Source organism: Porticoccus hydrocarbonoclasticus MCTG13d (assembly GCF_000744735.1).
Taxonomy (GTDB): Bacteria; Pseudomonadota; Gammaproteobacteria; order Pseudomonadales; family Porticoccaceae; genus Porticoccus; species Porticoccus hydrocarbonoclasticus.
In genome coordinates, this window is sequence record NZ_JQMM01000001.1 from 1,185,610 (window position 1) to 1,198,798 (window position 13,189).

Below are 13,189 nucleotides of genomic sequence, written 5' to 3' on the forward strand. Positions count from 1 at the left end.
CGATGGGTCGCGTTGATGGCGGAGCGGGACAAGTGCCTGCGCCGCCATCAATGGCTCAGTCGCCCTGGTTTTTTCGATGGTCTTCCAGGGTGTCCACTCCATCCCTGAGCCAGGCCAGCAAACCGCCGCCGAGGCTGCGCGCCTGGAACCCTTGCTGTCGCAGCAATTCCACGGCCTTGCCGCTGCGGACACCACTTTGACAGTAACAGAGCACAGTGCCCCCATTCTCCAGCTCCTCTAGGCGCTGGGGTAATTCATCGACGGGAATATGCCGGCCACCGATATGGAATGCCCGCCGTTCTTCGGAACCACGCACATCCAGCAGCACACAGTCGCCCTGATGGAAGCGCTGGCGAAAGGCTTCGGGGTGCAACACATCAGCAGATTGAGCGTCGGCGGCACACTGGGGTTCAGACCGCTTTGGCAGCTCGGGCGCGGTGGCGGGATCGCGGCAGGCGGGGCAGTCGTCGCTGTGGGACAGTTGAATGGAGCGAAATTCCAGATTGAGGGCGTCTACCAGCAACAGGTGATTTTTCAAGGGTGTCGGCAGCCCCAGTAGGTATTTGATGGCCTCGTTGGCCTGTAATACACCGAGCAGCCCTGGTAGTACGCCGATCACCCCGGCACTGTTGCAGTCCTCCACATTGACGGGAGGCTTCGGAAACAGACAGCGGAAACAGGCATTGCCAGGGGTAAACAGAGCGCATTGGCCAAAGAATTTCTGGATGCTGGCAAATACCCAGGGTTTGTTCAGGGCACAGCAGTGGTCGTTGATCAGATAGCGGGCGCTGAAATTGTCGGTACAGTCCACCACCAGGTCGGCGGTGGCCACCAGCTCGGGGGCATTATCGGTGCTGAGAAACGCCTCGATGGCGTCGACGCGGATATCCGGGTTGAGACGCCGCAGTCGCTCCCCGGCGGCGGCGGCCTTGGGCTGTCCCACCTGTCTGTGCTCGAAGATGATCTGCCGCTGCAGGTTGCTGGTGTCCACGACATCACCGTCTACCAGCGTAAGGTGACCGATTCCGGCGGCGGCCAGATAAAGCGCCACCGGCGAACCCAGTCCACCGGCACCAATCACCAGAATATGGGACTGTTTTAATTTCAGTTGTCCAGCGGCGCCCACTTCCGGAAGCTGGATGTGCCGGGTATAGCGCAGCCATTCGCTGGCACTGAAGCTGGTTGTATTTTCATTCATGGGTCACTCTACTCCGGTTTAATGGTGGCTGCCAATCGGCACCGGCAAGTTGCACAGGATGTAAGTTAGGGGTGGCATGGATGTACTTTCCAGTGGGCAATTCTATTACCGTGTCGCACTCCGGCGAGTCGACCACGCCAATTTCTCCATCTCCTTCTCGATATTTAAGGTGAGGGCGGAGTTGCTGATATTGGCGTAGATCTTTATAAGAAAGTTACGGCTGGTAATCATCGGCTTCAAGCACGTCCATACCCAGTCTGGCGGTCAGCAGTTTGGTGGTCTCCAGGTTGTAGTAATCAGCGTCATAGCTGGCCGGGTTGTCCTTGTAGTCGGATTGCCATGCGTATTCTGCTGTGTAGAGCCATTTGGTGTCATTGCCCTGTGTACCGGACAACCGGACACCTTAGGTTTTACTGGATGCGGAGGGTGCATCTTCCAGATCCAGCAGGTAGGCGTAGGCAGTCAGAATACCTACACTAAGGCCCTGGTAATTGATATTGATGATATCGGCGCTGCTGTTCCAAGCGACATCTGCGTGCGGTGACGCGCCCTTATGCTCAAGACATGCCCGGTTTACAGAATGCTGTTGTCAATGCAATGGCACTGAAGCCGGAACCATACTATTTTTACCACGATGACAAACCGCAAGTATTGCGCTTTATGAATGCCACCGGTGGTTAACGGGAATCAGGATGATCGAAATACAAGAGCCTCAATCAAGTAATTCGCCGGCATGGCTTAATCTGGGCTTCCGGCCTTTCTTTATAGGTGCGGCCCTGTTTGCTGTGCTGTCCATGTCGATCTGGGCGGCGATTTTTCCGCTGCAAATACTATCGCCCTTGAATCAATTGGCCCCGACCGTCTGGCACGCTCACGAAATGATCTACGGCTACGCAGTGGCGGTGATTGCCGGGTTCCTGCTGGCTGCGGTGAAAAACTGGACAGGTCTGCAGACACCCAGGGGCGCATTATTGTTTCTGTTATTCTTTTTGTGGCTGGCCGCGCGGTTGTCGCCCCTTTCCGGATTGTTTTCAGAAGAAGGGCTGCCATTGCAGTGGACCGCTTTCGCCGATCTGTTGTTCATGGTCATGCTGATCCCGGCGGTGGCAATGCCGATCATTCGCGCCAAATCCCAGCGCAATCTGGTGGTGATTGCCATACTGGCGCTGCTGCTGACTGGCAACGGTCTCTTCTATCTCGGGGTTTTCGGCATACTGGCTGACGGTATCCGGCTGGGGCTGTACCTGGGTTTTTACAGCATCATCGCTCTGGTATTGATGATCGGAAGGCGGGTGATCCCCTTTTTCACCGAGCGTGGTGTCGGCTATTCGGTCACCCTGACCAACTATCTCTGGCTGGACAAGGCCGTGCCGTTCCTGATGGTCGCCTTTATTGCCGCTGAGCTGCTCGCACCGGGAAACCTGCCGACAATAGTAGTGGCCGCCGTTCTGACCGTGCTACTGGGACTTCGCCTGTTCGGTTGGCACACCAAAGGTATCTGGCGCAAGCCATTACTGTGGGTGCTGCATGTGGCCTACGGCCTGGTGGTGGTGGGCTTTGCCCTGAACGTGGCGGCAGCTCTGACTGGCATTTCCCCATTCCTGGCGGTGCACGCCTTTGCCCTAGGGGGGATCGGCCTGATGACCCTCGGCATGATGGCCCGGGTGTCCCTGGGGCACACCGGGCGCAATATCCTTGCACCGCCCTCGGCAGTAATCTGGATGTTTCTGCTGTTGTGTGGCGCTGCACTGTTGCGGGTGTTTGTGCCGTTGCTGGCCCCCGCTTATTACGCTCTTTGGGTCGGTCTGTCCCAGCTGAGCTGGATCTTGGCGTTTGTGCTGTTCTCGCTGATCTATATCCCGATGCTGGTGACGCCTCGGGTGGATGGTCAGCTGGGGTAGTTGTATAGGTATAAGTGGGGTCATATAAGTGTATAAGTGACGTCTGATCTGTCGCCATGCCCCAACTTATTCTTATTTAACTTATTTGAGGTTTTTACCTGGCTCAATGCAGTAGTCTGGCAGTGGTAAATGTTCTTGAAAGGTGGAGGTCCCCGCCCTGGGAGTAGGGTTGGTGGGATTGCCAGATAGGTGCTAGTGTGAATAGAACGGTGTGTAACATCATTTGAAAAACTAAAATAATAACTGTGCATGGGAAGGTGTTTATGACAGAAAAACTGACTCGTTCCGGAGCCCGAAATATCTTCTTTGGCGGTTCGCTATTCTTTTTTATTGTCTTCGCTGCTCTGACTGTCCACAGCCATTTTTACATGGTGAACACTTCTACCGATAAGGAGGGGTTGACGGAGTCTGTCAAGCTGGGCAAACACGTATGGGAGAAGAACAGTTGTATCAACTGCCATACCATCTTGGGGGAGGGCGCATACTTCGGTCCCGAACTGGGTAATGTCTGGCATCGTTATGGAGGCAGGGAAAATCCGGAGGCGGCCCGGGCCGGCATTAAGGGCTGGATCAAAGCACAGCCTCTGAATATCGAGGGACGACGAAAAATGCCCGCCTTCGACCTTAGCGAGCCAGAACTTGATGCTCTGGTGGATTTTTTCCGCTGGACAGACGATATCGACACCCAGGGTTGGCCACCTCATCCCTCCGGTTGATGTGTTCATCGGGGTCACAAATGGGGTCGCCCCAATATCCAGAAGTCTGTCGAAAACCCCGAGATAATAATTAAAAGGAGATAATTGACGATGAAATACGAAACTCAGAAGGTGGCCCTCCCGTTTTTCATGGTCGCGATGGCGCTGTTTGTGCTGCAGGTGGTGTTTGGCCTGCTAGCGGCTACTGTCTATGTTTTGCCTGAGTTCATGACTGAGGCCATGCCGTTCCACATCATGCGCATGAGTCACACCAATCTGTTGATCGTATGGCTGTTGATGGGTTTTATGGGGTGCACCTATTACCTGATGCCGGAGGAGGCGGAAACGGATATTCACAGCCCCAAGCTGGCCTACCTGCAGCTTGCCCTGTTTGCTGTGGCCGGTGCCGGTTCTCTCGTTAGTTATCAGTTCGGTATCCATGAGGGGCGGGAGTTTCTGGAGCAACCCCTCTGGGCAAAAATCCTGATTACCGTCTCCTTTTTGATCTTTCTCTACAACACCAGCATCACTCTCTACAAGGGCCGCCGAACGGCAATCAACATGGTGTTGATGCTGGGACTGTGGCTGGCAGCGATATTTTGGCTGTTCGCCTTTTACAATCCGGCCAACTTGGCCGTGGACAAGCTCTACTGGTGGTGGGTCGTCCATGTCTGGGTCGAGGGTGTCTGGGAGTTGATCATGGGATCACTGCTGGCTTATCTGTTGATCAAAATGACCGGTGTCGACCGCGAAATCATTGAGAAGTGGCTGTACGTCATTATCGGACTGGCCCTCTTTTCCGGTCTCCTGGGGACGGGTCACCATTACTACTGGATCGGCGCCCCCTGGTACTGGCAGCCCATCGGCAGTATTTTCTCCACCCTTGAAGTGCTGCCTTTCTTTGCCATGGTGCTGTTTGCCTTCTACATGTTCTGGAAGGGACGTCGCAATCATCCCAATAAGGCCGCCATGCTCTGGACCCTGGGCAGTGCCGCCGTAGCGTTCTTCGGGGCAGGTGTCTGGGGTTTCATGCACACCCTGTCCTTCGTCAATTACTACACCCACGGCACCCAGGTTACGGCTGCCCACGGTCACCTGGCTTTCTATGGTGCCTATGTGATGATGGTGCTGGCGGTCATCACCTACGCCATGCCTCAGTTGCGCCGGATGCAGCCCTATAACCAGATCCTCAATATGTGGAGCTTCTGGATAATGACCTCAGCCATGTGCTTTATGACATTTACTCTGACGTTTGCCGGCGTGGTACAGACCCACCTGCAAAGGGTCATGGGAATGAACTACATGGAGGTGCAGTCCCAGCTGGGGCTGTTCTACGCCATGCGTCTGGGGGCGGGCGTGGTAGTGGCCGTGGCCGCACTGTTGTTCCTTTATGCCACCTTCGGCCCGGCCCGGGAGCAGGTTGCCGACACGCCGACAGAACCCGTCTGAATAGAATAGCAGCGCCTGAAAGGCGCTATTGCCTGTCGGTGGTGGCGCCGGTATCAACTGGGAAAAAATCATGTCCGACTCTGCTGAATCTATTTCCCATTCCGATGGGAATCTACCCTTCTATCGTCCCGTTGGAGACGAGTGTGAGTTGTTTCGTCACGCCTGGGAACACCGGTTGCCGCTGTTACTGAAGGGGCCCACGGGTTGCGGCAAGACCCGGTTCGTCCACCATATGGCGGCCAAACTAAGCAGGCCCTTGTTTACAGTGTCCTGTCACGACGATCTGACTGCGGCAGATCTCACCGGTCGCTATCTGCTGCGTGGTGGCGAGACCCAGTGGGTGGATGGCCCCCTGACCCGGGCCGTCCGTGAAGGTGGTATCTGCTATCTGGATGAAGTAGTGGAGGCGCGCAAGGATGTTACCGTGGTTCTGCATCCGCTTACTGACGACCGGCGTGTGCTGCCTCTGGAACGCACCGGTGAACTGTTGCAGGCGCCTCCGGATTTTATGCTGGTGGTGTCCTATAATCCCGGCTATCAGCATATTCTCAAATCCCTCAAGCCCAGTACCCGTCAGCGCTTTGTCGCACTCAGTTTTGATTTTCCACCACCGGCCCTGGAGCGGGATATCGTCGCCCGTGAGAGTGGTTTGGCGGCCGATCAGTGCACGGCACTGGTGAATCTGGCGGTCCGCCTGCGGACGCTGAAGGGGCAGGATCTGGACGAGACTGTTTCCACCCGCCTGCTGATCTACTGTGCCACCCTGATGGCCGCCGGAGTGTCGACACTGCAGGCGGCCCGTGCCACGCTGGTGGAACCGCTGAGCGATGACATCGATATTCAGGAAGGGTTGCTGGAGGCCATCCGCGCCACCTTCGGCGATGAATGATGAGCCGTCGGGGTCTGCTGGAGTTTCTGGAGCTGGAAGAGTGGGTAGGGCAGCGTTGGCATCGCTGGGCTTCCCGGGCTGCCAGTTATCCCCATTATCCCGAGGCAATGGTCAGGTTCCGGGCGCTGGAGAAAAGTCTGGCGGTCTTTTTTCGCCTTAGCGGTGGAGACCCGGGTCTTGAGCTCGGTGCCATATCCGCCCGGGCGTCCGGACATCGGCTCCGCTGGCGGCAGCGCCTGGGGTTCGACGAAGAGCTCCTGGATCTGGCCCGGGTGGACGAGCAACATCTGCTGTTGCCGCCGCACATTGACCTGCTTCCCGACCGGAACCTCAATCGTGATTTGTATTTCTGGCTGGCTGCTTACCTGGCCTGTGCCCAGTCACTGCCGTCTGAGCCGGACTCACTGCGCCGGGATATCCTCACCCTCCGGGAAGTGCGGCGCACCAGTGGTATGGTGCTGGCTGCTTACCCGGGCCTCGGTGCACGCCATGACCGATTGTGCTCAGCTCTACTGGCGCGCCGCCCCAAGCGGCAACTACCGCGTCTGGAGGCAGCACTAGAGGCAGTGATCCGTCGATTGCTTGGCGACTCGATGCCCCTGGTCGGGGTTGCCAGAGATCTTTATTCTGCTGTTCTCGACGATAGAACACTGTATGAGTGGCTTGCACCGAAAGGCTATCGACCACCGCTGCCGGTACCCCTTTGGGGAGAAGCAGTAATGTTGGGAACGGTGCCCCGTACACCGGATGAACAGGAAGATGTTACCGACGACAGTGAGGCGCAGATGGGGCCAGAGGGGCGACGCAAGGCCAGCCGTCGCCGCCAAACTGAGAGTGAACGGGACGATCCTCTGGTGTTCAACCGCTTCGAGAAAATGCTTTCCATTGCCGAGATGGTAAATCTGAACCGTCTGGTGGACGATGAGGAGGACGAAGATGCTCACAAGTCCGCCGAACAGCTGGATGAGATCACCGTCAGTCCCCACCATAAAAAAGCCGCCGCAAAAATCAGGCTGGATCTGGACTTGCCTCCAGATGTTGCCGCCGGTGCTCCGCTGTCGGGAAAATACCGATACCCGGAGTGGGATTACCGCAAAGGTCGTTATCTACCGGAGCACTGTCAGGTTCTTGTTGAGCCCTACAGCGAGGCAGAGCAGACCATGCCACAGGACGAAGCGGCCCGGCGCAGGATTCTGAGTGTGCGGCGCCAGTTTGAGGCGCTGCGCCCGGGCCGCGAGGTGCTGCGAGGCCAACTGGAGGGGACGGAGCTGGATATGGATGCCGTCGTCCGTGCCCACTGCGACTTGGCCGCCACTGGCACAGCCAGTGACGGTCTTTACCTCGCCTCACTGCCACGTACCCGGGATCTGGCGGTGGATATTCTGGTGGATGTCTCCCTGTCGACGGATGCCTGGCTGGAGGATCGGCGGGTGATCGATGTGGCCCGGGAGGCGCTGTTGGCTCTAGCCCACGGCCTGTCCCTGTCCGGCGACGACTACGCCATCCACTGTTTTACCTCCCGACGGAGAGAACAGGTTTGGGTGAGTACCCTGAAGTCCTTTGATGAGGTTATGGGGGAACGGGTAGAGCGACGAATTCAGGCTCTGCAGCCGGGCCACTATACCCGTATGGGGCCGGCCATTCGTCATTGCACAGAACTTCTGGCACAGCGCCACCAGCGCCACCGTCTGCTGCTGATGCTCAGCGACGGCAAACCCAACGACACTGACTATTACGAAGGCCGTTACGCTATCGAGGATACCCGCAGGGCAATTCTCGATGCCCGGCAGCAGGAGGTACAGGTATTCGCTGTCACTGTGGACAGAGAGGCGGAAGCCTATCTGCCCCGCCTGTTTGGCCGAGGAGGTTGGGCTATGGTGAGTAGGCCGGAGCATCTGCCCCAGGCTTTGCCTGCTATCTATCGGCGGGTTACGTCGCGCTGATCACTTCTTGGATGAGTGCCGACCAAAGAGCAGGCTTTTGGGGTTATCTATTGGGAGATTGGCGGTTAGCCGGTGAATACCGATGGCGCAGCGCCCCACCAGCCAGATCAACAGGGCAGTGAAGAATAGATACCCGAAAATCCAGGCAGTAACCGGGGATGCACCCAAGTAGCCAAGCCCCTGCCAGGAAGCGAAGGCCAGCGCACAGGCCATCAGGCCGATCCAAAACGTACGCGCCTGAAAACGGAGATGGCTAGCCACCCAGGGGGCACTGCCGGGGCATCGCCAATGGGCCAGAATTGCGGCTAGCGGAGCCGTCACCACTGTCATGATACTGCCCAGCAGCAGCCCATATATAACTATTGCCCAGCCCCGGCCGGTGGCGTCCTTGGTCTGTGATACGTTAATTGTCATGGGTTGGTTTTAACATACTGGAAGCTTACACCGCTACTACCTCAATCTTACGGATACTTTAAAGAAGTCTCATAAATGGATAAAAGGGGTGTTTATGTAGAAGAGAAAAAAATACAACCCCGAGTTCAAGCGGGATGTAACCTCGACACTAGTTGGGGTAATTTATATTACTGGATGGGGTCGCGCAGGTTTCTCTACTACCTGATGGAGCTGGTGCCGGGTTTGCCCCTGGATCAATGGCTGGAACAGCACCAGGAGCGCCGACCGAGGGACCTGATCGCACTGATGGAGCAAATCGCTGCCGGTCTTGAGACGCTGCACGAGAAGGAAACGGTGCACCAGGATTTGAAGCCCGGCAATATCATGGTGACCCCGGGCATGGAGGTACGCATTGTTGATTTTGGCTCGGTATATGTTCCCGGCATACATGAAATTTTTACGCCGATGACCCGCGAGGTGGCACTGGGCACCCTGGGCTACGCTGACCCCGCCTACCGCTTCCGTATCAACACCGGTATCCGTGGCGATATCTATTCCCTGGGTGTGATTGTCTACGAAATGTTTACCGGCTTTTTGCCCTATGGCCACCGTATGGAAAAATGCCGTTCCCGCGAAGACTTCCTGCGGTTGCGCTACATTCCGAGTTACCATCACCGGGATCTGATTCCGTTTTGGTTTGACCGGGCGCTGAAAAAGGCTGTTTCCATTGAACCGGAACTGCGTTACGAAACCCTGCAGGGTTTCCTTCGGGATCTGAAACGACCCAACCCGGAATTTCTCAAGGAAGACCCGCAGCGTCCGGTGGAGAAGGATATGCTGCTATTCTGGAAAATGCTTTCCTTTGTATTATTCGGGTTGCTGATAATTTCGCTGCTGGTGTCCGCATCTCGCTGATGGTCTCGACAGCCCACGCGGATCTGACCCGAATCAACCGAACTGAAGACAAGAGAGAATTTATGTCCCACGCCGCCAAAGAATTTGTCCCCCTGCACATCGCCGTCCTCACGGTTTCCGACACCCGCACGCTGGAGCAGGACAGCTCCGGTCAGTTGCTGGTGGACCGTCTTTCCGAAGCTGGCCACGTGCTGGCGGATCGGGCGTTGATCCCCGACGATATCTACCGTTTGCGTGCTGAGGTGTCCCGTTGGATTGCCGACCCGCAACTCCAGGTAGTGCTCGTGACCGGCGGCACTGGCTTCACTGATCGGGATTCCACCCCGGAGGCGCTGTTGCCACTGTTCGACAAACAGGTGGAAGGCTTTGGCGAGCTTTTCCGGCAAATTTCCTTTACCGAGATCGGCACTTCTACCGTGCAGTCCCGTGCGGTGGCGGGCCTGGCCAACCGCACGCTGGTGTTTTGCATGCCCGGTTCCACCAATGCCTGCCGGACCGCCTGGGACAGGATCCTCGGCGAGCAACTGGATGCCCGCACCCGCCCCTGCAATTTCATTCCTCATGTGGCGCGGGTTGCTGAATGCGAGGGCCGCTCATGAACGGTTGTGACCGATCTGGATTGATGACCGTCGAAGAGGCGCTGGAGAAACTTTTGGCGGCGGCACAACCACTGTCGGATACCGAAACCGTATCCTTGATGCAGGCCCTTGGTCGAGTGTTGGCTGCTGACCAGCAATCGCCGGTAGATGTGCCGCCGGCGGACAACAGTGCCATGGACGGTTTCGCCCTGCGCTTTGCCGACTGTCATGCTGGTGAAGAAACCACCTTGCCGATCAGTCAGCGCATTCCGGCCGGTGCCGTGCCAGAGCCGCTACAGCCGGGAAGTGCCGCTCGTATCTTCACGGGTGCGGAAGTGCCTCCTGGTGCCGATACGGTGGTGATGCAGGAGCAGTGTCGTTGGGACGATGCCCAGGTGACCCTGGCTGCCAATATCAAGCCCGGCACCAACATACGCCCCATCGGACAGGATATTCACCGCGGCGCCACGGTGTTGGTCCGGGGGCACCGCCTCAAACCTCAGGACCTCGGTCTGCTGGCCTCGGTCGGTATTGCTGAGGTACCAGTATACCGGCGCCTCAAGGTCGCTTTGTTGTGTACCGGCGATGAACTGGTGGAACCCGGCGAGCCGTTGCCGCCGGGACATATTTACAACTCCAACCGCTTTACCCTGATGGGGCAGTTGCAGGCATTGGGTTTCGATTATGTCGATCTGGGCAGGGTGGCGGATACGCCAGAGGCTACCGAGCAGGTGCTGCGCAGGGCCGCTGCCGAGGCCGACTGTATCATCAGCAGCGGCGGAGTCTCTGTGGGTGATGAGGACCACGTCAAGGGCTGTGTCGAGAAGCTGGGCAGCCTGGACCTTTGGCGCATGGCGATCAAACCCGGCAAGCCGCTGGCGTTTGGCCAAGTGCAAGGCACACCCTTTATCGGCCTGCCCGGTAATCCCGCCTCGGTATTTGTCACCTTCGCCATTGCTGCACGTCCCTATTTGTTGAAAAGCCAGGGGGCCAGTGATTACCTGCCCACGCCAATTCCCGTGATTGCCGGGTTCAGTCGACCGCATGCGGCGAAACGTCAGGAATACCTGCGCGCACGGCTGGTTCAGGATACGCAGGGGAATGTGCGTGCCCAACTGGCGGGCAGCCAGAGCAGCGGCGTGCTTTCCAGTGTTTCACAGGGCAATGGCTTTGTGGTGCACCGTCTCGGGGAAAGCATTGATGAGGGCAACGCCGTACCATACCTATCGTTTTCCGATCTGCTTTTCTAGTCACCCCTCTCCAGCCATTCCCGGCTGACTTGATCTGAATTCTATGAAGCCGGGGAGGCGGCTTCTATAATCAAAAGTAAAGCAGTCCCGGCGAAGTGCCGGGGCATAACTATAAGGACATGGCACTATGGGCAATCGGGTGACTCTGGCGTTTCTGGGCGCTGCCAATACCGTAACGGGTTCCCGTTATCTGATCGAGGTAGATGATCGGCGGGTGCTGGTGGACTGTGGATTGTTTCAGGGCTACAAGCATCTGCGGGAGCGCAACTGGAAACCCTTTCCGGTTGACCCCGGCACAATTGAGGCGGTGTTCCTTACCCATGCCCATCTGGATCACAGCGGCTACCTGCCGAGATTGGTTAAAGACGGTTTTAATGGGCCAATCTATTGTACCCAGGCAACCCGTGATCTCTGTAAGATCCTGTTGGCCGATTCTGCACATCTGCAGGAGGAGGAGGCGGAATACCGCAATCGCCATCAATACAGCAAGCACCAGCCAGCCCTGCCGCTCTATACCCGGCAGGATGCGGAAAAGGCGATGAAACAATTTGAAGTGGTGGGATTCAGTTCCGTGGCAGATGCGCGTGCAGGCGAGTCGACTGCGACGGTGACCATGGGTGATATCGAGGCCAGTTTTTATGCCAATGGCCATATTCTCGGCTCCGCCTTTCTGGATGTGCATGCGGGCGGCCGGCATATTCTTTTCAGCGGCGATATGGGTCGCAGCAATGACCTGGTAATGCGGGCTCCGGAACTGCCGGTATCCTGTGATTACCTGGTGATTGAATCCACCTATGGCAATCGTCTCCATGACAATCGCGATGTCTGGGACGTGGTATCTGAAATCATTAATGACACGGTGTCTGCGGGTGGCTCCGTACTGATCCCGACCTTTGCGGTAGGGCGTGCCCAGGCCATGCTTTATCTGATTACCGAGCTGCGGCAACAGGGGAGAATTCCCTATTTACCGGTTTTTCTGGACAGCCCCATGGCGATCAGTGCCACGGAGGTCATGCTTCGGCACCATCGTTATCACCGCCTGAACAAGGCTTCCTGCCAGCAGCTGTCACGGGATGTCACCTTTGCCCGAACGGTGGAGGATTCGATTGCCATCAACCGGGTACATGTGCCGGCCATTATTCTCTCGGCCAGCGGTATGGCAACGGGTGGACGGGTGTTGCATCACCTGCAGCGAATGCTCGGTGACCATCGCAATACCGTAATGTTTGCCGGTTATCAGGCACCGGGTACCCGGGGGGCCCGCCTGGTGGGTGGCGAGAAAAAAATCAAGATATTCAATCGCTACCATGAGGTGAAAGCGCGGGTGGAATGTCTGGATTTTCTCTCTGCCCATGCCGACCGGCTGGAGTTGTTGCATTGGTTGCAGCAAATGCCCGCCGCGCCAAAACGTTGTTTTGTCACCCACGGTGATGAAGAGGCAGCCGACCAGTTTCGTATCAGTCTCGGCGAAGAGCTGGGTTGGGATGCCTGTGTCCCGGACATGGGCGACAAGGTGAAATTGTAATCAGGCCTGACTGACCTGCACGTCCGCAGTGAATTGCTTCTCGCTTGACAGGGAGTTGCTGACAAAGCAGTTTTCCTCTGCCTTGCGCAACAATTTTTCGGCTTTTTCCCGATCTTCCCCGGCAGCAACCGTCAATTGGGCGAGGGTGCTGATCCGGGTAAACAGGACCCTCTTATCCACCTTGTCCAGAACACCTTCACTGGTGCATTGAATTTCCAGCCAGTCCAGACCGGCTGCACGGGCGATGGATCTGAAGGTCAGTGCCAGGCAGTTGGCCACGGCACCCAGCAGCATTTCTTCCGGGGTCCAGGTGTTGCCGGGACCATCAAAATTCAATGGCGCAGCGACCTCCAGTGTGCAGTCATTTCTCAGCGTGGTAGCAAAGTTGCCCCGGGCTGTGCCGTAGGTCGTTGCCTGGTATTGATGGGGTAGTGGTTGCATAAACGGTCTCTG

General features: G+C 57.1%; 13 protein-coding genes. 9 read left to right on the top strand and 4 right to left on the bottom strand.

What is annotated here, in order from left to right; all coding sequences use genetic code 11:
* Positions 1–55 precede the first annotated feature (55 nt).
* Positions 56–1,198, bottom strand: a complete 1,143-nt coding sequence (moeB, locus tag U740_RS05630) for a HesA/MoeB/ThiF family protein (RefSeq protein WP_051921230.1) — start codon at positions 1,196–1,198, stop codon at positions 56–58.
* Between the two features lie 214 nt (positions 1,199–1,412).
* A complete protein-coding gene (locus tag U740_RS05635) occupies positions 1,413–1,592 on the bottom strand; it encodes a hypothetical protein (protein ID WP_036859619.1) in 180 nt (59 codons plus the stop codon).
* Between the two features lie 298 nt (positions 1,593–1,890).
* On the opposite strand from U740_RS05635, the gene U740_RS05640 reads away from it, so the two are divergent.
* The 5 genes from U740_RS05640 (at position 1,891) to U740_RS05660 (ending at position 8,075) form a co-directional block, all read left to right on the top strand.
* The gene (locus U740_RS05640) at positions 1,891–3,099 is read left to right on the top strand and encodes an NnrS family protein (RefSeq protein WP_036859620.1); all 1,209 of its coding nucleotides are present in this window, start codon (positions 1,891–1,893) and stop codon (positions 3,097–3,099) included.
* Positions 3,100–3,362: 263 nt separating this feature from the next.
* Positions 3,363–3,815: a c-type cytochrome gene (locus U740_RS05645; RefSeq protein WP_036859622.1), complete on the top strand. Its 453-nt coding sequence runs from the start codon at positions 3,363–3,365 to the stop codon at positions 3,813–3,815.
* A gap of 90 nt (positions 3,816–3,905) precedes the next feature.
* Complete coding sequence (locus U740_RS05650; protein WP_036859623.1) at positions 3,906–5,243, top strand: cbb3-type cytochrome c oxidase subunit I; 1,338 nt, start codon at positions 3,906–3,908, stop codon at positions 5,241–5,243.
* Positions 5,244–5,313: 70 nt separating this feature from the next.
* On the top strand, positions 5,314–6,132 hold the full coding sequence (locus U740_RS05655) for a CbbQ/NirQ/NorQ/GpvN family protein (protein WP_036861383.1): 819 nt from the start codon (positions 5,314–5,316) through the stop codon (positions 6,130–6,132).
* Entirely contained in the window at positions 6,129–8,075 is a 1,947-nt protein-coding gene (locus U740_RS05660) for a nitric oxide reductase activation protein NorD (RefSeq protein ID WP_200877051.1), read from the top strand. Before U740_RS05655 ends, U740_RS05660 begins: the two co-directional genes overlap by 4 nt.
* Here U740_RS05660 and U740_RS05665 read toward each other — a convergent pair whose 3' ends face one another.
* Entirely contained in the window at positions 8,076–8,489 is a 414-nt protein-coding gene (locus tag U740_RS05665; RefSeq protein ID WP_051921231.1) for a DUF4870 family protein, read from the bottom strand.
* Positions 8,490–8,663: 174 nt separating this feature from the next.
* Between U740_RS05665 and U740_RS05670 the strand changes: the two genes are divergently transcribed.
* From U740_RS05670 to U740_RS05685, 4 genes are all read left to right on the top strand, one after another.
* Positions 8,664–9,383, top strand: coding sequence for a serine/threonine protein kinase (locus U740_RS05670; protein WP_160172050.1), 720 nt, complete (start codon positions 8,664–8,666; stop codon positions 9,381–9,383).
* 62 nt (positions 9,384–9,445) lie between these two features.
* Positions 9,446–9,982, top strand: coding sequence for a molybdenum cofactor biosynthesis protein B (moaB, locus tag U740_RS05675; RefSeq protein ID WP_036861392.1), 537 nt, complete (start codon positions 9,446–9,448; stop codon positions 9,980–9,982).
* Complete coding sequence (locus tag U740_RS05680; protein WP_036859624.1) at positions 9,979–11,211, top strand: molybdopterin molybdotransferase MoeA; 1,233 nt, start codon at positions 9,979–9,981, stop codon at positions 11,209–11,211. The genes moaB and U740_RS05680 overlap by 4 nt, the downstream gene beginning before the upstream one ends.
* 127 nt (positions 11,212–11,338) lie before the next feature.
* Positions 11,339–12,736, top strand: a complete 1,398-nt coding sequence (locus U740_RS05685) for an MBL fold metallo-hydrolase RNA specificity domain-containing protein (protein ID WP_235189817.1) — start codon at positions 11,339–11,341, stop codon at positions 12,734–12,736.
* Here U740_RS05685 and U740_RS05690 read toward each other — a convergent pair whose 3' ends face one another.
* Positions 12,737–13,177 (bottom strand): OsmC family protein, encoded by a 441-nt coding sequence (locus U740_RS05690; protein ID WP_036859626.1) that lies wholly within the window; start codon positions 13,175–13,177, stop codon positions 12,737–12,739.
* Positions 13,178–13,189 lie beyond the last annotated feature (12 nt).

What these genes read in the sequence shown, in the direction of transcription:
- moaB (WP_036861392.1), top strand. Translation starts at nt 9,446, where the DNA reads ATGTCCCACGCCGCCAAAGAATTTGTCCCCCTGCACATCGCCGTCCTC.
- U740_RS05680 (WP_036859624.1), top strand. Translation starts at nt 9,979, where the DNA reads ATGAACGGTTGTGACCGATCTGGATTGATGACCGTCGAAGAGGCGCTG.
- U740_RS05690 (WP_036859626.1), bottom strand. Translation starts at nt 13,177, where the DNA reads ATGCAACCACTACCCCATCAATACCAGGCAACGACCTACGGCACAGCC.
- U740_RS05665 (WP_051921231.1), bottom strand. Translation starts at nt 8,489, where the DNA reads ATGACAATTAACGTATCACAGACCAAGGACGCCACCGGCCGGGGCTGG.
- U740_RS05655 (WP_036861383.1), top strand. Translation starts at nt 5,314, where the DNA reads ATGTCCGACTCTGCTGAATCTATTTCCCATTCCGATGGGAATCTACCC.
- U740_RS05670 (WP_160172050.1), top strand. Translation starts at nt 8,664, where the DNA reads ATGGGGTCGCGCAGGTTTCTCTACTACCTGATGGAGCTGGTGCCGGGT.
- U740_RS05640 (WP_036859620.1), top strand. Translation starts at nt 1,891, where the DNA reads ATGATCGAAATACAAGAGCCTCAATCAAGTAATTCGCCGGCATGGCTT.
- U740_RS05685 (WP_235189817.1), top strand. Translation starts at nt 11,339, where the DNA reads ATGGGCAATCGGGTGACTCTGGCGTTTCTGGGCGCTGCCAATACCGTA.
- moeB (WP_051921230.1), bottom strand. Translation starts at nt 1,198, where the DNA reads ATGAATGAAAATACAACCAGCTTCAGTGCCAGCGAATGGCTGCGCTAT.
- U740_RS05660 (WP_200877051.1), top strand. Translation starts at nt 6,129, where the DNA reads ATGATGAGCCGTCGGGGTCTGCTGGAGTTTCTGGAGCTGGAAGAGTGG.
- U740_RS05650 (WP_036859623.1), top strand. Translation starts at nt 3,906, where the DNA reads ATGAAATACGAAACTCAGAAGGTGGCCCTCCCGTTTTTCATGGTCGCG.
- U740_RS05645 (WP_036859622.1), top strand. Translation starts at nt 3,363, where the DNA reads ATGACAGAAAAACTGACTCGTTCCGGAGCCCGAAATATCTTCTTTGGC.